This window comes from Flavihumibacter sp. UBA7668 (genome assembly GCF_002483205.1).
Classification (GTDB): Bacteria; Bacteroidota; Bacteroidia; order Chitinophagales; family Chitinophagaceae; genus Flavihumibacter.
In genome coordinates this window covers 755039-779439 of the sequence record NZ_DLHM01000007.1, presented here as the reverse complement: position 1 = coordinate 779439, position 24401 = coordinate 755039, and the positions used below count along the sequence as shown (strand labels likewise).

Here is a 24401-nt window from a genome sequence, read left to right as displayed (position 1 = left end):
TGTTGGCAATACTGAGGTGGGAATAATGCAAATCTAGATCGGGCAATTGCAAATAAATATCATAGTATTATCCGGTTGTTTAACCTGGTTACCTATGTTCTGTACATTCATTCACGAGGTAAAGAAGTGATTCGTAATTTTTCTTCACTGCATCGGTCATGGCTATTTCACAGGTACGTGTAGTTGAATAATAACCATCAGCGGAATAGGTTCGAACTTCTTCTGCTTCTGCCTGAGTAGCTGAGGCTGTTAGTTCAGGAAAAAGAAATCCGCGATCACCCGCCATACCGCAACAACCAGCTTGTGCAGGCCAAATAACTTCATTCGAAAATTTTTGTGCAATGGCTTTGAATTTTTCCTCCGTCCCTGTTTTTTTGAGTGTACAAACCGGATGCAGAACAACCTTTTCTTTCTTAACACCAACCTTACACGATGGTAAAACCATTTCATGCAAAAAATCAATACTGTCCATTAAACGGATCTGTTTGAAACGAATCTTGTTTTCTGTTGACAATACCGATTCAATTCCTTGAAAAGTAAACGCACACGAACTGATATCAATAACAACCGGCAATGTACCACCGTTGCTTGCTTTCCATAAACGATCTACGATATCATTGGCAGTGTGCTGATAGGCTTTACTCAAACCCTTTGAATGAAAGATCTGTCCACAACAACTACCCATTAAATTATCGCCTACCTTAACACCAATACCCGCTTTTTCAGCCAGCTCAAGAAATGTATCCAACTGATTCTTTTTGCCGGTTGGCGAGCCACCCAGCAACCGCGAAATACAGGCGGGAAAATAAAGTATATCTGCTGCCTGTGTTGCAGGTGTTGCTTTCCAAACGGGTGGACGGCGAAGTTGAGCAGACCATATAGGTAAGGCAGGAATTAGCTTTCGGAGTTTGGTCGTAATAGTAGTCATGGTTTGTGCTCCCGCGATCTTATTTACAAAACCGCCCATCTGAATAGCCAGCCGTGCGCACCATTCTACGACCGCAATCCGCCGGGCAATTAGCAAGGCCAATCTATTCGACCAAACTCCATGTTGCTCACGTCTTAATCTTTTTACCAAATCGCCGGTATTGATATTAACCGGGCAGGCGCCTGCGCATAACCCATCCACGGCACAGGTTTCCAAACCATTATATTGATATTGTTCAAGCAATTCCTGTTCCAACTTCTTATCACCCTTAAGTTTTACCTGAGCCAGCACCCTCCTAGCCACAATCCTTCGACGTGGTGTCATGGTCAATCCTCTACTCGGGCAAACCGGTTCGCAGAATCCGCATTCGATACATTTATCCACCTCCGATTCTACCACCGGTAATTGCTTCAGGTGTTGGATATGAGACGCTTCGTTTTCGTTAATAATAACACCGGGGTTAAGGCATCCGGAAGGATCGGCTACTCTCTTGATTCGCTGCATCAACGCAAACGCATCCGCGCCCCATTCTGCTTTTACAAAGGGAGCCATGTTTCTACCCGTACCATGTTCCGCTTTTAACGTTCCGTCATAACGATTCACTACTAGGTCAACCAGTTGCCTAATAAAATGATCATATCGTTTAATTTCTTCTGGTGTGTCAAATGCCTGCGTAACTACGAAATGTATGTTTCCATCTTTTGCATGACCAAAAATAATGGCATTATCATAAGCAAAACATTGAAACAATTCCTGTAGAGAAAGAATAGCAGCACCCAAATTATGTAAGGGGAACGCTATGTCTTCCAAAATTACGGTAGTGCCGGCCGCCCGCACAGCACCCACTGCAGGAAATAGTCCTTTCCGAATTTTCCAGAAGTATTCCCGTTGTACCGGATCGGTGGTAAAACAAGGTTTGTTAAGCAGCGATAAAGTGTTGGATTGCTCCAAAAAACACTTCACCCTGTTATCTAAATCCTGCCGGTTTTCTTCCTGGAATTCAATTAGCAATGCAGCGGCAGCTGATGGCAGGGTTTGAACAAAGGGATCCATGCCGGGAAGCAACTCAATGGCTCTTAAGGAAGCGCGATCCATCAGTTCTACCATCGCTGCGCCTGCCTCGTTTAGCGGTTGTATGGCTTCGCATGCGGCAAAAATTGTTGGAAAATAAATGAGTGCTGTACTCTTTTCCGGTTTGTCTGGGATAGTGTCCATTACTGCTTCGGAAATAAATGCCAGTGTACCTTCTCCTCCAATCAGCAGATGGGCAAATATATCCAACGGATGTTCATAATCAAGAAAGGCATTAAGCGCATACCCCACTGTGTTTTTGGTGGTATATTTTTGGCGGATTTTAGAATAGAGTGCCGTATCAAAACTTATCTCTTTCTTTATGCTGATAAGTTCTTCCGCCAATTGAGTTGCACTGATCAGGAAGCGATGATAGTCTGTTTTATTATCTGTCGAATAAACCTCTCCCGTGGGTAAAATAAATCGGATACTTCGCGTGGTATGGTAGGAGTTATGCTCCACGCCACAACACATTCCGCTTGCATTATTGGAGAGAATTCCACCCATCATCGCAGCGCTGATGCTTGACGGGTCTGGCCCAATTTTTCGATGGTACTTTCGTAGCCGCGCATTTACTATGGCACCCGTTACACCAGGCCCTACAGTTACTGTTTTTCCTGATTCATCAGGCATTACTTTCTTCCACCCTCTGCTGAGATCCACCAGTAGGCCATCTGTAATGGATTGGCCCGATAAGCTGGTACCGCCTGCTCTGAACACCAGGGGAATTTTTGCTTCCTGTGCATAGCTGAACAAGGCCGCTATTTCCTCTTCCGAAACCGGTTGCACTATTGCTTGTGGCAATAAGTAATAAAAGCCGGCATCTGCCGCATAAGAAACCCTGTCTAATAAACTGGTTTTAATACGTTCAGCCGGTAATAATTGTTTCAGCGCAGTAAGCATTGTAGTTGTCTTTAAGCGGGCAGACAAACCTGTTCCTGACTTCCCAGGCCCTCTATTTCTACCGATACACGGTCACCTGCTTTTAGGTAACGTGCTGGTTTCATGCCAAGGCCCACGCCGGGTGGCGTACCGGTTGAAATCAAATCACCGGCTTCCAGTGTCATGAATTGTGATAAGTAATGAACCAGGTAGTAACAATCAAAAATCATAGTTCTGGTGTTTCCCTGCTGCATCTGTTCTCCGTTCACCAGCAATTTCATATTCAGTGCATGTACGTCACGAAACTCTTCTACAGTAGCCATGAAGGGTCCCAACGGATTAAAATTGTCGCAGGATTTTCCTTTCGTCCATTGCCCACCTCTTTCCAATTGGAAAGCACGTTCCGACACATCGTGAGAAATACAATATCCTCCAATAGAGTTTTTAGCTGCTTCTACAGATGGAAGGTATCGTGCATCTTTCCCAATTACTATTCCCAACTCAACTTCCCAGTCTGTTTTTTCGCTACCCCTCGGAATAAGAATGGGATCATAGGGCCCCACAACCGTGTTTGCTGCTTTCTGGAATACAATTGGTTCCAATGGCACGGGCATACCCGATTCTGCAGCGTGATCAGAATAGTTCAAACCAATACAAATCACTTTACCGGGCCTTGCCACACAGGAAGCCCATCTAAATTTTGACGGAATATCCGGAAGCGTATCTCCCTGCTCCTGCAAAACCTGCTGCAGTTTATTAAGGCCACCTTCCCGAAAAAAATTCCGGTCCCAGTCACTGAAATAATCAGACAGATCTTTTCGTTTATTTGTATCCGTTAGTACACCCGGTTTTTCTGCCCCGGGGTTGCCGAAACGTATCAATTTCATTTCACAATTTTTTATAATCAGGTATTCAGTTTGGTAAATCCACCGTCAATCGGGTAATCACATCCTGTGATAAAAGACGCTTCATCAGAACAGAGATAAAGTGCCAATGCAGCAATCTCTGCTGGCTGGCCCATTCGTCCGATAGGTTGCGATGCTTCCAGTTTAGCAAACATTTCTGCTTCCTTGCCAGGGTAATTTTTTTGCAAAAATCCGTCTACAAACGGCGTGTGCACTCTGGCGGGTGAAATACAGTTACAGCGGATATTGAAGGATAAATAGTCTTTTGCAACAGATAGTGTCATGCCAACCACAGCGCCTTTGGTCATACTGTAAATAAACCGATCGGCCAATCCAACCTGCGATGCTACCGAAGCCATATTTAGAATTACGCCTCCTTTTTCTTTCAGAAATGACACCACAGCACGAATCATATGTATTACGCCTTTCACATTCACCGCCAAGAGACGGTCAATATCTTCACTGGTAGCGTTTTCAACTGAACCAACATGCGCAATGCCGGCATTATTTACCAATATATCTAACCTGCCCAACTCCTGGCGAAGGCTGATCACTGCGCCCTGTACAGCTTCCGGATCAGCAATATCACATGCTTTATACATTGCCTGACCACCGGAGTTATGGATGGCTGCTACTGTTTCCCTGGCAGCAGCAGCCTGAATATCCATAATCACAACAAAAGCTCCTTGTTTGGCAAACAATGTTGAAATTGCCTGCCCTATGCCACTGCCTCCCCCTGTTACAATGGCTACTTTCTTTTCCAGGTTAAACATAATTTCGATTTCAGTCTTTCCGCAAATCATTTATTAAATCGGCTGTTGCTTTTACTTCAGAAGTATTGTTCAGCCAGTTTCCTTCCCGCTCAATTACCAATACACCTTTAAAGTGCTGTCTTTTTAATTCTGTCAGAACAGGTTTCAGGTCCAGCTTCCCCTCTCCCATAGGAACATCCGCTGCGTCCACCTGTCCAGGTTCTGTAATATCTTTCACATGAACACCTAAAATACGGCCATTCAGCTTTGAAAGACTTTGCACCAGATCCAGCCCGCTTCGCCCCCAATGGCCGATGTCGGCACAAGCACCCAGGTTCAAACGGTGTTGTATAACCGAATAGACGGTATCGGGGTGCCAATAGTAGCTAGAGCCGCGTGGATGGTTATGGAGCGCAATGGGCACGCCCGCCTCACCAGCCAACTGGTTAATATGATCGAGTGCATCTGCCGACGGTTCCATTGTGATATACGATAGCCCTAATCTTTTTGCAAAGGCAAATACAACAGGCCACTGCGTTGAATCTGCCGGGGCAGCCAAGTAAGCCGAACTGATACGAATACCTGCCTGTTTGGCCATCGATACCAGGGCCGCTTCTGATTCTGCTGTCATGGATGGCGTTAACTTTGCGTCTGAACCAGATTGCAACAGTTGTCCATCAAACACTTCAATATTCTTCAATCCGGCGCTGTCTGCTTTACGTAATGCTTCCTCAACGGTAAATTCCTTGAAGGTCCAGAGTTGTACACCAATTTCGGGTGTCCATTCCTGCTGAGCTGATTTGCAACTCTCCAGGCATAGTAAAGCGATGGACAATAGTAGTCCAGGTACAATTTTTTTCATGTCTGATCTTTAAAATGGTGAGGGGCTAACAGAAGTCCAGCCTCCATCAATAACCAGGCTTTGACCGGTTATATGACGTGCATTATCTGATACCAGGAATAACACGGCATGCGCAATATCTGCCGTGGTAGCCGGCCTTCCCATGGGTGTAATGCGAGACCATGTTGCATCATAATCCGGGTCGCCCATCGTTCTTTCTGTTAGTGTTGCACCCGGTGCAACTGTGTTCACGTTTATTTTGTAAGGCGATAATTCAATTACCAGATTTTTTGCCAGCATTTCCAGCGCGGCTTTTGTCATGCCATAGGCAGCCAGATCCTTGTGTGCCTGATGTCCTGTAACAGAAGAAGTAAACAATATGGAGCCGCCGTTTCCTTGGCTGATCATTTGCCTGGCTGCCCGTTGAGCCAGGAAGAATGAACCACCCAGGTTCACCCGGAATACTTCAAAAAGAGAGGATGCCGGATAAGTCAGAAAATCTCCAAAAAGTGTAACGCCTGCATTGGCAACCACCACATCCAGGTGTCCAAACTGTTCTATCGCCGTCGCAATCATCCGATCCAATACTTCATCATTTGCGGTATCGCCGTTAACAGCAATGCATTTCCCTCCCTCCTGGCAAATTGTTTCCGCTGCTTTTTCGCCCAAGTGCGGATCGAGATCATTCAACACAACTGCAGCACCTTCTCGGGACAGTAAAAGGGCAATTTCAAACCCGATACCTTGGCCTGCACCCGTAACAATCGCTGTCTTCGCTTCCAATAGTTCCTTTTTCATAATGTGTACCTATTTTAGTGGGAATCTCTCGCCACTTCGCTTCCCGAACTTCCTTTAAGAAATCCGAAATCTGCACCCTGACTGGCTTCTTCCACGTTATTTATGTAAAGGTGAACATATCCCCGTTTGTAATCGTGCGAAGGAGGTGTCCAGGCGGCTTTGCGGTTTGCCAGTTCTACTGCATCCAGCAACACATCTAATCGTCTGTCCGCAACATTCAGTGTTATCATATCTCCTTCGCGCACCAGAGCGAGGGTACCACCGGCAGCCGCTTCAGGTGCTACATGGAGTACAACCGTTCCAAATCCGGTACCGCTCATCCGCCCATCTGATATCCGGATCATGTCGGTTATTCCTTTTTCGAGTAATTTTTTGGGCAGGCTCATATTGCCTACTTCGGGCATGCCCGGATACCCTTTCGGTCCCACATTTTTTAATACCAGAACACAGGTTTCATCTACATCCAATGCAGGATCATCGATGCGTAATTTATAATCTTCAATATTCTCAAATACTATTGCACGTCCGGTATGTTGAAGTAAAGACTTACTCGCAGCAGAGGGTTTCAGAATCGCTCCCGATTCACACAGATTCCCTTTTAACACCACGATTCCCGACAGTTCATTAAACGGCTTTTCCATAGATGAAATAACATCTGGATTAAGAGTTGCATCCAGTAATGCGTTTTCTCCCACCGTCCGTCCGTTTACCGTCAAGGTATCTTTATGCAGATGGGCTCTCAGGGCGTTCATAACAGCAGGTAATCCACCCGCATAATACATGTCTTCCATGAAATATTTTCCCGAAGGTTGTAGGTTTACAAGCAGGGGAATGTTAGCAGATAACCGGTCGAAATCCTGGATATCCAACGGAACACCGATACGGCCGGCTATCGCCATCAGGTGAATCACAAAATTGGTGGACCCGCCGACTGCTGCATTCGCCATAATCGCATTTTCAAATGCTTCGCGCGTCAGCAACGTTGAAAGTTTCATGTTCTTGTGCACCATATCTACTATACGGCGGCCAGATAATTGTGCCAATACCTTTCTATTGGAATCTACTGCAGGGATGGCTGCATTGCCAGGTAACGACAGCCCTAATGCTTCCACCATACATGCCATACTCGAAGCAGTGCCCATTACAGCACAATGCCCCTGGCTTCTACACATGCCAGCCTCTGCAACGTTCAGGTCTTCTTCCGTCATACTGCCTGCGCGCAATTCATCTGTAAACCGCCAAACATCACTGGTAGCTATATTCTTACCGCGATACTTACCAGTTAACATCGGACCTCCCGATACTATTATAGTTGGGATATCAACACTGCAGGCACCCATCAATAAAGATGGCGTCGTTTTATCGCAACCACAAAGCAATACCACACCATCCAATGGGTTTGCCCTGATTGATTCCTCCACGTCCATGCTTACCAGGTTACGGAACAACATGGCTGTTGGTTTCATCAACGTTTCTCCGGTTGACATCACCGGAAACTCCACCGGAAATCCACCTGCCTGAAGAATACCTTTCTTTACCGATTCTGCCAACTCTCTGAAATGTGCATTGCAAGGTGTTAACTCCGACCAGGTATTGCAGATACCAATTACCGGCTTCCCCTTAAACTCATCAGCAGGTATACCCTGATTTTTCATCCAGGCCCTGTATATGAACCCATCCTTTCCTTCCTTTCCAAACCATTGTTGACTTCTTAGTTCTCCTTGCATGCTAATCGAATTTATTAAATAGTCGCAGGTTCCATCCTGCATGAGAAAACCGGTGCACCTGTTACACCGGGGTTAACAATAAAAACATGTCCACTATTAGGGTATTGCTGCAAGGTCGATGCATCCAGACCTGTCCGCGCGGTAGTAATCATCAGCAAATTAAGGTGCTCTCCAACAAATGCGCAGGAACTTACCTGAGGAGCAGGAACTTCAACAAAACTAAGCATTTCGCCCGTTGCCGGATTGAAACGGCCGACCCCAAATCCGCCCCAGAGTGCTACCCACAACATTCCTTCACTGTCCATCGCCATTCCATCGGGCAATCCTTTATCTGGCGGAATACGGATGACCGCTTTTTCTAAAGTAAGATCGGAATTTTTATGCTCGTATAGATAGGAATAAACTTCTCGCGTAATGCTATCCACAAAATATAGCCGCTTATTATCGGGTGACCAGACCATTCCATTGGGGATACTCAGTCCACTTAACTTCTTTTCAAACCCTCCATCAGGATATACCAGATAAAGGCTGCCTTTTCCTTCACGATGTGCCAGATCGATTGTGCTAACCCAGATGCGTCCCTTGGCATCGCTACCCCCGTCATTACATCGATAACCCGCCCAATTGGTATCCAGTTTCGTAACCCAATTAATTCGACCCGATTGCAAGTTGAAATAGACAACACCTCCCTGAATACCCAGAATAAGCTGATTTCTCTCTCCTTCAATCAATAAAGACACCCGACTGTCCATTTGCCAGCGACAGATATTTCCCTGCTCCCAATTGCCTTCATAGAAAGACCTTCCTTCAATGTCGACCCAGAAACAGCTTTTTCTGCCGGCATGCCACAGCGGGCTTTCACCGAGCTGGCAGCCAGATGTATATAAAACAGTTGCTTTCATGTTTTTTCCTGCGGAATATGCAGTAAAAATAGTTCAGCAGGGCCCTCAAAAGTATAACCTGTTTCACATTATATATCACTCCTTTACCTTGCCCCTAACGGAATATTTTATAGGTTTATAAGGGCGGAAAAGTATCAGGGACTCGGAGCAGTAAATTGATCGTGAATAAGTTTGGAGAGGCCTGCCAATAAAGTTTTAGCTTCCTCCTGATTCTCAATTCCTTTCGACAGCAATACCACCACATATTTCCGGCCATCCGGCAAATACACGATACCGGAATCATGCGCAATTTTAGTAATTGAACCGCTTTTCGTAGCTGTCCGTACATCAACAGGCAATTTAGCCGGAATGATATCCCTGAAATACTGATCCTGTAATACCCGGATCATTTCTGCACAGGCCATCTTGCTGACAAAACTTCCATTTCCCAATTGCTCAAATAGCAGCATCAGATCATACGCATTCGTTGTATTATTCTTACCTGCTTCATAGGCTTTTTTATCTTCCACTCCACGCAACACCTGAATCTGATTAGCCCCCATCTCCTTCATGGTTGCCATCACATTTTTTGCGCCCACCAAATCGATAATAATATTGGTTGCAAGATTGCTGCTTTTGGTAATCATACGGTGGAGGATATCCGAAATCGGCAATTCTTTCCCGATTAACTGATACAATTCAAATTCACTGTCATCCGCCGGACTCACACTAAATACCGATCCGTCTTCAATACTGGTAAAGCTGTTCTTAACCACAATCTTATCATGCAATGAAAATTTTCCAGCCGCAGCCTGCTTATAGGTTTCCATCATAACCGGAGTTTTCATGGTACTGGCTGCATGAAAATTCATCTGTTCGTTTATAAAAAAAGTTTGGCCTGTCCCCAGATCTTTAAATGCCACAGCAAATCCAGCTTCCGGGTATTTCGCCATTTCAGCCCTCAATGTCTTATCCAATTTAACTGAATCCATTTTTTTCTCTTTTATGGGAGTTAATTCCATCTCCGAAAAATCAAGTTGTGAGGCGGGATCATCTACCTGGATCCGAACCCTGTCAATCTTGCCGTCTGCTTTCAACCCAAAAGAAACATAGGCCTCTGTAGGTAGTCCCATGCCTCTAAATGTGGCTATAAAATTATTATATTGGAAATAGCGAAGGTCTGCCACATAATGTGCAGTATTGTCAAATCGCAGTACCAGTCCGCCTTGCTCCTCCCGAATGGTAGCTCTGCCCAATAAAGGCTCCATAAAATTACCTGTATATCCGGATAAAGGCAGGGATGGCTGATCACCCTGCTTTTTGGTAATGCTTAGATCCTTTTTTCTCGCCAGTGCTCTTGCCACTGCCGAATCCTGTATCCGTTTATAACCACCCAGCCAGTCAAAGGATGAATTTCCCATATAATAATCGAGCACCTGATAAATGATCGACCAGTAAGCGGCTGTTGATGCCTGGTTCGTCAACACCACCACGCCCAGATTTAAATCGGGTACCATGGCAATTTGGGATACGAATCCGGATAAAGCCCCGCCATGTCCAATCACTTTATATTTACCATAATTGTAGGAACGAAATCCCGAGGCATAGCCCCAGAAATCGGATTGAGACGGACGAATCAATGAATCCACTTTGCTTATCGGCATGGGGCGGATTATTTTCCATAAATCAACTGTTGCTGCAGGCGTGAGTACCCGCTGCTTTAATGGTGTACGACCCGAATCAAGTTGAGTAATCAGCCAATTGGCCATATCTGATGCACTGGAAACAATTCCCCCGGCGGCATTACCAGCATCTCCAATATTCTGTTCCCGGAAGTTTTCAACTATTCTTACCTGATTATACGAGCGGGCATGCCCAAACGAAAAGTTGGATTTAGTCTTTATATCTGTATATCGCGCTACACTTTCCTTCATGCCCACTTTCTTAAAGATCCTTTCCTGCACAAACTCTTCCCAGGGCATTCCCGATACCGTTGATATCAATTCACCGGCAGCTACGTATAAAATATTATCATAGGCATATACGGTTCGAAAATCATACCGGAGCGGAATTTGTGGCAGCTTCTCCAGAATCTCTTTTCGGCTGAAGGTTGCCGGAGGGAATAACATAATATCGCCTGCATAGGCAGGTAAACCGCTGTGATGCACCAATAAATCGCGAACGGTTATATTTTGCGTAACATACGGATCACTCATCTTGAACCAGGGCAGGTGTTTGATTACCTTATCATTCCAATTTATTTTACCATCTTCCACCAGCAGCCCCAGTGAAGTAGCAGTGAATGCTTTACTATTGGACGCAATCAGAAAAAGTGTCTGGTCATCCACCGGTTCTTTTGTGTCCATTCGCTTTACGCCATATCCTTTGGACAATACCACTTTACCATCCTTTACAATAGCAACTCCTACGCCGGGCACATTCAGGGAGTTGATTACTTTATTGATATAGGCATCAATTCCGGGTGGTACTACTGCCTGTTTTTTTTGAGCAGATAAGGGGGCTGCTGCCATACAAATACCTGCCATTCCGAAAAGGAAATGCCTGATTCGTTTCATGCTATTCATTTTTACTACCTGATTATTTCATTAGTTTTCGCTGAAGGAATTCAGCCACCGCTTTATCAACCAGTACCTGGTTATGGTACCGCATCCAGTGATGTGTTTCATCCGGAATCACCAGGCTCTCATAGGGTTTTTCCAATTGTTCAAATCGTTTTACCAGATCCACTGTTTCGGAAAACGGTACATTGCCATCATCATCACCATGAATAAATAAAACGGGTGAGGTCCAGCTTTTTACCCATGCTACCGGTGAGGATGTCCAGATTGTTTTTCGGGCATAGGCAGCATCAGGGGCTTGTTCTCCATCAAAAGAAGGATAATCTTCTTTATTGGTATGTACGCCATGTACATCCACCCCTGCTTTAAATAATTTGGAATCTTTTCCGAGAGCCAGTGCCACCAGATAGCCGCCATAGGAACCGCCATAGGTACCTATCCGATTGGCATCCACAAAGGACTGACGGGCCAGCCAGTCTCCCGCTGCTTTTACATCCAGGTATTCTGAAGCACCATAGCTTCCCCAGTTACGCGGGTATTGAAACTCATATCCATACCCGATGCCTAACCGATAATTTACAGACAATACCACAAACCCTTTACTAGCCAGGTATTGATTAAGCGCATAGGTATTGGAATAATAATCACCATAATGCCAGCCGAGCAGCATTTGTCGTTGTGGCCCGCCATGGATAAATACGACAGCAGGTTTTTTTGAAATACCCCCGCCTGCCGGTTCAAATAATTGCGCGTGCACCAATACGCCATCCGATGCGCGAAAACTTACCGCTTTAGGAATAACCATTGCGGCAACCGGAAAATCAGCCGGAAGATTAGCTGCGCCAACCAATCGGACAGGTCCGCCTTTGAATGGCATTATTGCGGTTATACCCGGACGTTGGGCGGTGGCACTAATAAAAGCGATATGTTGTTGATCCCCTGTAATTACCGGCAGGGCTTCAATCCCGTTCCCAGGCGTAAGCACTTCAACAGTTGAGCGATCTACCGGGATTTTTACAATATGCCGGCGATGCAGATCATCTTTATCGGGACCGGTATTGGCAGCAGCAATCAGCCATTTGCGATCAGGACTCAGCCTGATATGCTCCAGCATATAATTTCCCTTTGTTAAAAGAAGCGGAGTACCTCCATCAGAAAGAATTGAATAGATATGAGGCCATCCATCCATATAGGAAACAAAGACGATGCGGTTTCCATCAGCCCAATGCAAATTGGTTCCTCCCTGTGTACCTGGGAAAGAGCCTCTAAGTGTTTTGGGAGCTGTCCAGATTTTTTTTGCTATTCCTGTCAATGGATCGGCAATCATTACAGACCAGGGCTGATGCCTGCGTACTGTAATGGAATCAGGCCGGCCTCCTGCCGCATTTCGGCGAACAAAAACCAGCTGTTTTCCGTCGGGTGACCATCTGGGTGAGACATCTCTGGCTACAGAGGGTGCAATCCATTGAATCGGTTGAATGGAATCGGTATAGATTCCTATAAAGGAATGATCACGTCGATTGCTTACAAATACAATCTGCCTGCCATCAGGTGAATAACTATATTGACTAACCGAACCCCGGACATAAAATTTTCTATGCGCTTTTGTACTGCCATCGATTGCAGCTTCCCATAACGCGCCATTTTTCTCATACAAAACAAACCTGCCTGTTGGATCAAAAACCGGCTCCATGCCTTCGTCAAGAATCTGAGGCATGCCTCCTTCAAAAGGAAGGCTCATCACCTGTACTTTTGGTTGTACAGGTGATGATGCAGGATTCCTTGGTATGGTTTCATCAAATGCGCCATAATCGCCCCCCCGAACAAAAACAATCCATTTGCCATCGGGTGATATACGAACACAACTAATTTCCAATCCCTCATCCCGGTCAAAAGAAGTTATTTTTTTTAACTTAAAATCCGGACCCTCTGCCACATAAATATTTCGCATTCCCAGTTCGTTAAGTGCCACTGCAATTCTTGATCCGGATGCAGCCGCAGTTAATTCCGAAGGAAAGGGATAGGAGGTGACGGATTCCATGGAGAATTCCTGCGCGTTTACTGCAAGCGAAAAAACCATGAATAAAAAACTAACCAGGCCTTGTCGTATCATTCCATTCATTAAGGATTATCAAATGCCAGTTTTTCATCCAATCCGGAAATATCCGGAACATTGGCACCGTTGCGGCTGAATTCCACCGTTGGATAAGCGAGGCGACGGATAAACGTGTTTAAAACAGCACCCTCCGGCAGTTCAAAATCCGCATAATTATAATCAAATCGCCGAGCATCCACCCAGGCTTCGGGATGCAGGAACATAGCCACATATTTCTCTTTGGCAATCAGTTCCAAAGTAATATTATCTTCTCCCACACTAACGGAAGCTTCATTTATATAGGCGGCTTTGGCAGCCGGTGCAACGCCAATTTTAGTCATATGTGCGTCGATTCCGGCCAGATAAGCTGCATAGGCTCTTGGTTTATCATCAGCGCGGAATGCTGCTTCTGCTTCAATAAACTTCATCTCTGCATAAGTAACCAGGGCAAGCGGTGCATTGCCTTTGGAATAATAGCCATCAACAGAAAGGTAAGATTCTTCATCATCCGTTCCGGTTCCAATTCTGCCGGCTCCATTGGGTGTACCGCGATAATCTCCAAACTGGGTTAAGGTAGCAATGAGAGGCAAACGGGGATCTTCAACACCAAAAGTGGTACCATCCAATGCATCCACAAATTGCTCACTCAGCCAGCCATCCAATAATAAAACAGTGTTGTTGTAAGCTACCTGGTTCCAGGGACTACGACCACGGAAAACCGTCATCATGGCATCGTCTGAGTTGGACGTATAGGTATTGTTTAATTGGGTTAAAACATTGTTTGCATTATAGGATGCCTTTCTGGTTAACTGATTCATGAACCTGGCTTTTAGTGCCTGTGCTGTTTTAATCCAGGCTTCTGTGTTGCCACCATGAATTACATCACTTGCTGCATCCAGGTTAAGGCTTGCACCTGTTTTTTGCAGTTCAACTATGCCTTCATCAAGCAGCGTCATACAGGTGGAATGCAGCACTGACTGATCATCATATTTAGGTAAAAGTAATTCACCCCCTTTTAATGCTTCGCTATAAGGCACATCACCAAATGACATAATCAACATATTTAATTGGTAGGCCATCATTATTTTACCCACACCTATATGATGATATGCCTGATCAGTTTCCGCCTTTGTCAACATTTGCTGGATATTCATCATGTTATTGTAAAAGGCTGTCCAGGTCGTAGAATAATCCACTTCGTTGTAAATTTCAGTATCACTCCCTTTTGTACTTGATGCCTGGTATTGGGCGAAATAAGAAGCATTATAACCCATTCTATAAACATTGTAACCTGTATTGTAGGTCGTGTGCCCTAACAATCCATTTAAAGGTGGAATTGTTACGAGATTAGGATCATCCAGCTTATCCAGGTATTTACTACAACCAGTGATAAAGGAAAATAATATGCTTATAAGTATAAAATTATTAAGTCTTTTCATTGTTACCTGTTTTAGAAATTAAGATTGAGGGAAACAAGATAACTGCGGGTCGCAGGATAGGTAAATCCGGAAAAACCATCAACAATGCTGCCCGAACTTGTAGAACTGGATTCAGGATCAAATCCACTCCATTTGGTTTGTATCCAAAGATTATTTCCAGTGAAGCTAACAGAAGCACCAGTTAAAAAGCCAGATTTTGATACAATATTTGATGGAATTGTATAACCCAAACTAAGATTTCTTAACCGGATCCAGGACGCATTCTCAATGAAGTTTTCAGACGATCCCCGGTAATTATCACGGTAATACCCATTACCATAATTTACTCCATCCGGGCCCATACCCTGACCAAGCCAAACGGGTTTGGTATTTGGATTACCATTTGCAAGAACTCCATCAAATACTTTAATATCATTCCTGTTCTCTGATCCTTTATGCATCAGAAATGCCCCCATGAAGTTTGCTAACTGATTATACCGATATACACCCTGGTGCGTATCAAATAGAAAGGAAAGGCTAAGTCCCTTATACCTCAGCGTGCTTCCTAAACTGGCGATCCATTTTGGTTGAGAATTAGCAATATACTGTTGTTTAGAAGCAGGATTCAATAATGGAAAACCATTTGCTCCAATAATAATTGGCAAATCTTCTTCCAGCATGATGGGATTTTCTGTTTTATCACCATAATATCGCTGGTATGTTCTGCCAAATAATGCACCAACCGGGAAACCTGGAATATATTTCTGTGTAACAGTAGAACTTAGATAGCCAAACTGGCTTCCAGCAACTACTTCGGTTAAACCAGGATAGATGGATAATACGGTATTCTTGTTGGACGTAAAATTGGCGCGTACATCCCAGGTAAAATCTCTGGTTTGAACAGGTGTACCCGAAATACTTAATTCAACACCTCTGTTACGAATACTTCCAGAGTTAAGATAAATCTCATCGAATCCACTTGTAACAGGTACTTTAATAGGAAGGATAAGATCCTTACTTGTATTATTATAATAGGTAAAATCTATACCTAAACGATTCTGCAGAAATTTAAGTTCAACTCCACCCTCATATGAAGTTGTGAACTCCGGCCGTAACAATGGGTCTCCGGTTCTGGTTTGGAGGAAGAAAGGAATTACATTGTTATTGAGTGGTGAACCTAGAGAATATCCTGAAGAAGTTGCATAAGGAGGTGCATCCTTTCCAATTTTTGAAACAGATACACGGGCTTTACCAAAAGAAAACCAGTCGGGAAGATTAAAGGTTTCAGAAAATATATAACTCAGACTGGCAGATGGATAACTGAACGATCTGTTCTCTTTAATAAGAGATGATGTATAATCATTCCTGTAAGTCAGGGTCATATAGAGGTAATTCTTCCAATTTAAGGTCCAGTCTGCAAATAAACCAATGATTCGATATTCACGTAGTGTATTGGAACCTGTTACACGTTTCGCATTATTCAGGTTATAGAAATTAGGAACCACCAGTGTATCTCCATTTGCATAAACTGTGGTACGTTTTCTAGAAAACAGATCATGACCCAGCTTGAGAGAAGAATTCAGATGCTTGCCAATTTTGTTTTTAAAATTCAGCATCAGGGTCGAATTTAGAATAGTATTTCTTGCATTGTACTCAGAAATATTTCCAAACCCGAAATCACTGGCCGGATAAATTTCATCTGGTAATCCCATTGGGCCAGGTGATTTGGATGTTCTCCCATCACTATAAATATCTGCGCCAAAACGATAGTTGATATCCAGCCATTTAGCAGGTGCATAAGAAATGTGAGTATTGGTGATCATTCGATCCACATTATCTCTGTAATCCACTCCCCTTAAAACATATATAGGGTTATCATTTCCAGACCCTACTATAGTATTCTGTGTACCATTGTCATTGATATAATCCCAGATATCCCATCTTGGAGAAAAATAAGTAAGGTTTTCATTATAGCGATCTGCATTTCCCCTACGACCACCGGATTTGACATAATTAAGGCTGCTTCCTATTTTTACTTTCTCAGAAAGCTTGAATTCACCGCCAACTTTAACTGAAAAGTTTTTATAATCTGTAAAGGGCATTATGCCTTCCTGATTAAACTGAGAAAAGGTTCCGGTAAATGTTGCCCGTTCTGAACCACCAGAAATATTTAAAGAATTCCGGAAAGAGTTCCCAGTTTTATATCCATGTTTGAAATTATTAAAAATTTTATCCGGATGGGTTGGGTCAATTGCTTTTGCATCTTCAATTGATGGACCAGTGGTTGGCCAGAAACTACTTGGATCATATACACCCATCCAACCCTGTGTATATTTTGATTGTGTTTCAGGATACATATTGATTTCATCAATACCATAGGTAGATGTAATTGAACCTCTTAGCTTTCCAGCCTTACCAGACTTTGTAGTAATCACGATTGCACCTGTTGATGCACGCAGTCCATATAATGCAGTCGCTGCTCCACCTTTCAAAATATTTATGGACTCTATATCATCGGGATTGATATCTGCTGCTCGATTACTGATGCCATATAATGCACTTCCATCTGAAACATCCGTAGTGTTGTCTACCGGAATACCATCAATAATAAATAAAGGTTGAAATTCTCTTTGGCCGTCCAGTGAGTTCAATCCCCTTAAAATAATCTTTGACCCCTGCCCGGGTGCACCACCACCGGAGTTAATCTGCAAACCAGCGGCCTGCCCCTGTAATGCATTTACAATATTCGGCTGGCGGCTCGCAACCAATGCATCTCCCTTCACTTCCTGAGCAGAATAACCCAATTCTCTTTTTTCTCTTCGTATACCAAGTGCTGTTACTGTTACTTCCGCCATATCTGCATTGTCTTCAGTCATCACAATATCAAGGGAAGCAATATTGTTATCGGTTACCGTTACGGTTCTTTCGATTTTTCCATATCCTACCGCAGAAATAACCAGTGTATAGGTCCCTGCTTTTAAGCCGGATAAAGAAAATCTGCCTTCCTGGTCTGCAGCAGTTCCTTGTGTTATTCCATTTACCAGGATGGATGCATTCGCCACAGGCTCTCCCCTTTTATTAATCACCCGTCCCCTGATTCCCCCCTCAAACTCTGCCTCAGTGCGGGTAATTATCGGAGCTGCCTTTTCAGCCATCTTTCGAATAATTATATTGGAATTCATTACTTCATAATCAAGACCCGTATTTTCGAAAAGCACATTCAGCAGTTTATCAACGCTGATATTTTCAGCGGAATAGCTGATGCTTCTGAAATGGACGATATCAGCTGTTTTGAAAGAAAAAGACAGATCCGTAGATCCTTCAATTTTTTTCAAGGCTGCTTTCAGCGGAACATTCTTAAGGTTGATGGAAATCCTGATTTTACTCAGATCCTGCCCCGATGAGCGTTCGGCCATTAATACACCATTAATGGTTAACAAGATTGCCAGGGTCAATGCTCTCATAACTAGTACTTGAACGCAATGCGAAGTCCACCCATGCGTTTTTGAAATAAAACTCATAGTTTTGATTGGTTTAAATGTTCTCAAACAGTTTTTAAGCCAGACCGCGACAGTTTGCCCCTGAAGCGGTCTTTTTTTGTTGTTTTAGGTAATACTCATGTGTTTGTTCATTATTTTTTAATTATATAGGAACCATTATTAATGGTTATCTCCGTCCCGATTAACCTGCTTAATATCTCCAGCGCACTTTCCACTCCATATTGTCTTTTCAGGGTTGTAGTAACCCGCAATTCCTTTAATTCGGGACTTCCAACCTTAATATCTACATCATATACCCTTTCTAAATCTGCCAGAATATCACCAACTTTATAGTCGTCGTATACCAGATTGCCTTCCTGCCAGCCAGCCGTTAATTCTTCCTTTACCGGTTTCTCCTTCGCTTCTTTATTCAGATTTCCTATCACCACCTCTTTCCCTTTCGTCAATACTGCTACCTGTTTATTTGCATAATTCACTTTCACTTTTCCACGTTTAACAGATACCGTTATCTTTTCCATATCCGGATAAGCCTTGATATTAAAAGCTGTCCCCAGCACCTCTGTACTAACTTCTCCTGTATAAATAATAAAAGGGATTTTATCTGCATGCCTTACATCAAAATACGCTTCCCCTTTCAAATGCACTATCCTTTTTTTATTATCAAAATTTTCCGGAAAATCCAGCTTACTGTCAGCATTTAACCACACCTGTGTGCTATCGGGCAACAACAGGTATTTATATTCGGATTTTTCAGTTGACCTGGAAATCGTTGTTACAGATGCAACACTATTATTTAAAACATCCTTTACAGGTAAGCTCCTCTGCTGGCTAAACCACCAAACTGCTCCTGAAAGCACAACCAGTATCGATGCTGCTACAGCTATACGTGGCAACAGTCTTTTTCCGGGCAGAGATTCGATAGGCTCCTGCTTTTCCGAGAACGATTCCAATAGTCCATCCAGCGAGTTTTGATCTCCCTGTTGTTCCATATAGGCAAATAATTCGTCGAATTCTTCCCTGCTACAACTGTTGTCCAGGTATTTCCTGAACAGGTGCTTAAACCTTTGATTCATTGGGATGATGTTATGGACATCTTCTTATATGACGAAGATGTGATGAGATGTTCCTATTCCAGGGTCAACTTTTTTTGCAGAAATCTTAAAGCATTGGATAATTGATTCTTGACAGTATGACGGGATATTGATAATTCCTCCGCAATTTCGTTATAATTAAGACCTTTATCCCGACTTAACTGATACACAAGCTTACGTTGGGGGGGTAATTCATTTACTATTCCCTGAAGTATCGCGGCAGACTCTTTCAAATCCAACGCTGTTTCTGAAGATTCCTGATTTAGTTGCAACGTATTCCATAATTTTTCCTGAAGCCGATGATCTGCAGCTACTTTTCGAAGAAAATCTATCAGACGATTGCGGGTAACCCGATGTAACCAGGCTTCAAAATTGCGGATTTCTTCCCACTGAAGCCTTGATTCCCATAATTTCACAAACACATCCTGCATAATATCGCAAGCCTGCTGGTGTGATTTAGTAACCTTAAAGGCGAGCAGGTAAACGGATTGGTTATGTTCTTTGAATAATACTTCAAATTCATTTTCCATTTCCTTACCTGAATGGAGGCTATAAGTATCAGTCACGCCTTTCACAGTTCATTAGTAGTCTTGGTTCACATGAAATTAATAAAAAAATAGCCTGAAAAATTTTCATGCTGTCATATATTTTTTTGTGCGATGCCTTAAGTTGAAGTTTATTTAAACTTTTTTATTGGACAGTCTTCATTCTGAATAAGACTATATAAAGATTGATTCCTGTAAATAACAATGCAAGAAGAAATAAAACAGCATATCCTTTGTACCGAAATATATTAATGTTATAACCCCAAATACAAGAAAGGTCAATCTGATCCAATACATTTCTTTTCGCGATTTAATCTTTCTAAATACTTCAATGACCCTCTATAGGATCAGGTAATAAACTACAATTACTTAATTAATTTGATTGAACCTTCTTTTTGCCTGCAAGCGAATTGTCGTATATTAATACAGTACTTACAAATTGGCCTCATGCAACAACCCAAAACTGCCATCACTATTGCCTGTCTGGTTTTAATAACCTCCTGTACCAATCAGCCTGCTTCAAAAGAATTTAATCCCGGTTTTAAATTGCTTGATACCGATACTTTTCACTTCAATAACTTCGTGGATTGTAATATGGCAGAAGCCTGGATTGGTGATACCTTCCGCATATTTCCCGGTAAATACGGTGAAGACCCCGTTTGGAGCCCGGCAAATGATCTTAAATTCTCCAGCGGACAAAATGCAGATGAAGCTTTTAGTAATCCCGCCAGTGCTTATATTACCCCGGGCTTACCAAAAAATGCCCCGGTAGGACAGCCCGGCTTACACGGAGCTATCTGGTTCGAAACAGTGTATCAGGATACGAAAGATGTGTCAGGTAAAACCTTGTACGCAATTTATCATAATGAAAACTATCCGGAAACCCTTCCCTACGATTCAATTACAAGAGAAGGCTATATCGATCATAAATGGCCATTGGGATTAACCGAACGTATTACTCCAGCTGCCGTTTGCCGCATTGGTGTGATGAAATCTGTGGATGGCGGATGGAACTGGGAAAATCGTGGACTTTTTATAGAAGATAAACAAGCCCGAATGATCCTGAAACCCCATAATACGTCCAAAACATTCGCTGGCGGTGTTGGCGACCCATCCGCAGTAGCAGTCGGTGATTCTATTTATCTGTTTTATGGTGAATACGGTTATCCCGGTGTGTATGATTCGGCAACCTATGACGCCCTGAAAGAATGGGCGGGACAATGCATTAGTGTAGCACGAATTGCCATTGCAGATTTGGATCAACCTGTTGGCAAAGCCCAACGCTGGGATGGAAAATCTTTTGCTGCAAACTGGGACGGAATCGGGAAACCCATTGCAGCTCTGCAAATGCCTCCATCTGCTGGTGGGGGACCTGCCTCCTCTCCTACCGGAGGCTTTCACTGGGGTCCGTCTGTCAGCTGGAATGAATACCTGGAATGCTGGGTTATGCTCATGGGTAAGGTAGAGGGACAATCATGGATTGGGGATGAATTGTATATCTCCTTCAACAAGCACAAGGACCTTGGAAAAGGCACCAATTCCCAGGATTGGTCAGCCCCAAAGAAATTATTGGAAAAACCCGGACATGTACTCTGGTATCCTTCTCTGCAACCAATGAATACAGAGGAAGATATCAAGTCAAAACGCACCAGTTTAAGACTCGGCAAAAAAGCCCGTTTGTTTTTTAAATACTCCGATTTAGGCAAGTACTATTCCACTTATGTTGTTGAATTTGTAAAGAAATAATTATCTCTTCACTTCAATAAACTGCTCACCCTGATTCCAACCTTCTACCGCAACCAATGGCATTTTATTACCAGCCTCAGTAAATTCCAACAATATTTTTTTTGTTTGTCCCGGTAAAACCGACACATAATTATCCTCATAAAATACCGGTAACAAACGCTTTTTGGTGGCAGGATCCACTAAGGAATAACGATTGAAAAAAGAAATTGGTCCACCTGCAGGTGCAGTAATACTCACTTCAATTTTACCGGTACCTACCAGCCTTGCATTAATTTGTGCATCGGCTTTTGGCATCCTGCTCAGGCCTGAATAATTGCCTTCAGCATCCGGCAACCAATACAGGTTATCTGATACTATTTCTTTTTTGAGATTTAGAATCCTCAATGAAAGAAATGCACCTTCCTCCTTTGTTGCCTCACGAATCTGTCTGTTGAGATGTGTTACAATCCGGCTCGTGGAAGGTCCTATTTCTGCAAAAACCTGTCCCAGGCTTTTTTCCTTTCCATCTTTATCATACAAACTCATTACCAGCATCAGATCATATTGATGAATGAAGGTATTATTGATTAAATGCAAGCTGGTATCAGCATGATTGAAAAAGAAATTGATCGGCGCAGATCCTTTTCTCAATCCATATAAACAGGCATTCGGATCAAGGTAATAATCATACATCTGTCCCCGTAATGCTGTCCATGGATTTTGTGTTTTCCATATAATAACGCCCGTATACCATTCCCACATTCTTGAACTGAACCCTTCCATTAGAGACCGGTACTGATCATAATTTACCAACTGCGCTTTACGCGCCCACTCTTTTAAATCAGCCGTTTTTCCATACGCATTGATATGGTTATTATAACCAATATACTTGTGATATTGCCAAACAGAGTCAACTATTTCCTTTCTTGTTTCCGCAGTATAATCAGGCGGCACCATATTCTCATTTGGTAAAAATCTTTCGAGCGACTGATAATCACCTGTACCAACTGATCCGATTTCAGAATTAAACGGCCAGGTACGGTGATTGAAAAAAGTTTTCAGCTGTTGAATGCCGTAAGGGCCGTCTCCATTACCACCCAGAAAATTAAAGGACATATCATCTGAATTCGAATAATCAACAAACCATCTCGTACCATCCAATGTCGGTAAAATGGAATCCCGCAACGGGGTTTGAATATCCTGTGGTAAGGTGATTTCATTACCGCCACACCACATAGCGAGTGATGCATAGTTTCTGATCATTTTTATTTGATCAGCTGCTGATGTTAGAAAGAGTTTATGATCATCCGGATAATTTCTCCTTGTCCATTGATCATCTTTTTTCATTGGGTCTACCCACCGACCATTGCAATCACCCGAACCCCAGAAATCCTGCATTACCAATAATCCATATTTATCACAGGCCTCATAAAACTCCGGCCGTTCAGAGATTGCTCCTCCCCAGATCCGGATCAGATTGAGATTCATATCACGATGGAAACGGATCTCCGCATTATATCGTTCCTTACTAAACCGAAGCATAGCGTCAGATATGATCCAGTTTGCTCCTTTAATGAATACAGGTTGTCCGTTTACCCAAATTTGTTTGCTTCTTGTGGTGCTGTTCCAGTCTGCTTTGATTTCCCGAACACCAACCTGTAAATGTTCCTCATCCGAAACCCTGCCTGCTGAAATAAATTCAATTTTCAGCGGATACAAATATTGTTCGCCATACCCATTAGGCCACCACAGTTTTGGATGCATGATTTGGTGATCCGGTAACTTAATTTCCGTTACTGCATTCGGCTTCAGGACAACTGTTTTAGTGATGGTTTTTCCATTGATAGAATAACGAAGCTGGCCACTAACAGAAGAACTTGAACTATTATTCAATTCGGCAGCAACTTTTAAGGTAGCCGGCTGCTGATCGCTGTCAGGCATTCTTTTTCCCGGTACAAGTGTAACAATATGAGGATTTTGAATATTAACACTGCCGGTTTTTTCAATCAGCACCTTATCCCAAATACCTGTATTTCTATCACGGATTGGCTGGATCCAATCCCAACCTGCCACGTACTGATGCGCTACATTCTTTGCAATAGTGCCATCACCACCCTGACCACCATTCGGATTACCGGGTTCAGCCGGAGGATAAACAATTACGGCCAGCCGGTTCTTTCCATCAGATTTTATATACTTGCTGATATTATAGGACTGACGCAGGAACATTCCATGATGACGCTCCCTGTTAAGCTTCTGACCATTAACGAAAACATCGCAACTGTAATTGACACCTCGCAGATGTAACCAAACATTCTCCCCAACCGCAATTTTCTCCGTAAAATCTTTCACAAACCAATAGGTATAATAAGCACCACCCGTATGATAGATATCGGGAATCCTGGTGTTATTCATACCTATAAACGGATCCGGTACTTTCCCATTTTCCAGCATGGTTGTCAGAACCGTTCCGGGTACAACCGCCGGTTCCCAATTATTCAGTACATAATCAGGTGCGGAAATAAGTTTACCATCTTCCTGAACCTGTGAAACAGGAGCACATTTCCAACCATTGTTAAGTTCATACGCCTTTTGCGCATAGGTATGGTTACATAGGATTAATCCCAGTAGAATATATAAATATTTCATGCACATGATATTTT

At 43.2% G+C, this 24401-nt stretch carries 15 protein-coding genes; 1 reads left to right on the top strand and 14 read right to left on the bottom strand.

Annotated features, from left to right (window positions below; genetic code table 11):
* Positions 1–88 precede the first annotated feature (88 nt).
* The 13 genes from B2746_RS20830 to B2746_RS20770 form a co-directional block, all read right to left on the bottom strand.
* On the bottom strand, positions 89–2902 hold the full coding sequence (locus tag B2746_RS20830; RefSeq protein WP_290798547.1) for an FAD-binding and (Fe-S)-binding domain-containing protein: 2814 nt from the start codon (positions 2900–2902) through the stop codon (positions 89–91).
* 11 nt (positions 2903–2913) lie between these two features.
* Complete coding sequence (locus B2746_RS20825) at positions 2914–3768, bottom strand: fumarylacetoacetate hydrolase family protein (RefSeq protein ID WP_290798545.1); 855 nt, start codon at positions 3766–3768, stop codon at positions 2914–2916.
* 17 nt (positions 3769–3785) lie between these two features.
* Complete coding sequence (locus tag B2746_RS20820; protein WP_290798542.1) at positions 3786–4559, bottom strand: SDR family NAD(P)-dependent oxidoreductase; 774 nt, start codon at positions 4557–4559, stop codon at positions 3786–3788.
* 10 nt (positions 4560–4569) lie between these two features.
* Positions 4570–5400, bottom strand: a complete 831-nt coding sequence (locus B2746_RS20815) for a sugar phosphate isomerase/epimerase family protein (RefSeq protein ID WP_290798540.1) — start codon at positions 5398–5400, stop codon at positions 4570–4572.
* Positions 5401–5409: 9 nt separating this feature from the next.
* The gene (locus B2746_RS20810; RefSeq protein ID WP_290798537.1) at positions 5410–6177 is read right to left on the bottom strand and encodes an SDR family NAD(P)-dependent oxidoreductase; all 768 of its coding nucleotides are present in this window, start codon (positions 6175–6177) and stop codon (positions 5410–5412) included.
* Between the two features lie 14 nt (positions 6178–6191).
* The gene (locus tag B2746_RS20805; RefSeq protein ID WP_290798535.1) at positions 6192–7904 is read right to left on the bottom strand and encodes an IlvD/Edd family dehydratase; all 1713 of its coding nucleotides are present in this window, start codon (positions 7902–7904) and stop codon (positions 6192–6194) included.
* 14 nt (positions 7905–7918) lie between these two features.
* The gene (locus B2746_RS20800) at positions 7919–8806 is read right to left on the bottom strand and encodes an SMP-30/gluconolactonase/LRE family protein (RefSeq protein ID WP_290798532.1); all 888 of its coding nucleotides are present in this window, start codon (positions 8804–8806) and stop codon (positions 7919–7921) included.
* A gap of 134 nt (positions 8807–8940) precedes the next feature.
* A complete protein-coding gene (locus B2746_RS20795; RefSeq protein ID WP_290798529.1) occupies positions 8941–11361 on the bottom strand; it encodes a serine hydrolase in 2421 nt (806 codons plus the stop codon).
* Between the two features lie 22 nt (positions 11362–11383).
* The gene (locus B2746_RS20790) at positions 11384–13477 is read right to left on the bottom strand and encodes a S9 family peptidase (RefSeq protein ID WP_290798526.1); all 2094 of its coding nucleotides are present in this window, start codon (positions 13475–13477) and stop codon (positions 11384–11386) included.
* Positions 13478–13485: 8 nt separating this feature from the next.
* Positions 13486–14898: a SusD/RagB family nutrient-binding outer membrane lipoprotein gene (locus B2746_RS20785; protein WP_290798523.1), complete on the bottom strand. Its 1413-nt coding sequence runs from the start codon at positions 14896–14898 to the stop codon at positions 13486–13488.
* An 11-nt stretch (positions 14899–14909) separates the two neighbouring features.
* Positions 14910–18341 (bottom strand): SusC/RagA family TonB-linked outer membrane protein, encoded by a 3432-nt coding sequence (locus B2746_RS20780; RefSeq protein WP_290798520.1) that lies wholly within the window; start codon positions 18339–18341, stop codon positions 14910–14912.
* Positions 18342–18508: 167 nt separating this feature from the next.
* Positions 18509–19450 carry a FecR family protein gene (locus B2746_RS20775; RefSeq protein WP_290798518.1) on the bottom strand — a complete coding sequence of 314 codons (942 nt, stop codon included), beginning with the start codon at positions 19448–19450 and terminating at the stop codon, positions 18509–18511.
* Positions 19451–19503: 53 nt separating this feature from the next.
* Positions 19504–20034: an RNA polymerase sigma factor gene (locus tag B2746_RS20770; protein ID WP_290798515.1), complete on the bottom strand. Its 531-nt coding sequence runs from the start codon at positions 20032–20034 to the stop codon at positions 19504–19506.
* Positions 20035–20460: 426 nt separating this feature from the next.
* On the opposite strand from B2746_RS20770, the gene B2746_RS20765 reads away from it, so the two are divergent.
* The gene (locus tag B2746_RS20765) at positions 20461–21759 is read left to right on the top strand and encodes a hypothetical protein (RefSeq protein ID WP_290798512.1); all 1299 of its coding nucleotides are present in this window, start codon (positions 20461–20463) and stop codon (positions 21757–21759) included.
* Here the strand turns inward: B2746_RS20765 and B2746_RS20760 are convergent, their stop codons facing one another.
* Positions 21760–24387, bottom strand: coding sequence for a glycoside hydrolase family 2 protein (locus B2746_RS20760; protein ID WP_290798509.1), 2628 nt, complete (start codon positions 24385–24387; stop codon positions 21760–21762). It abuts the gene before it with no gap.
* Positions 24388–24401 lie beyond the last annotated feature (14 nt).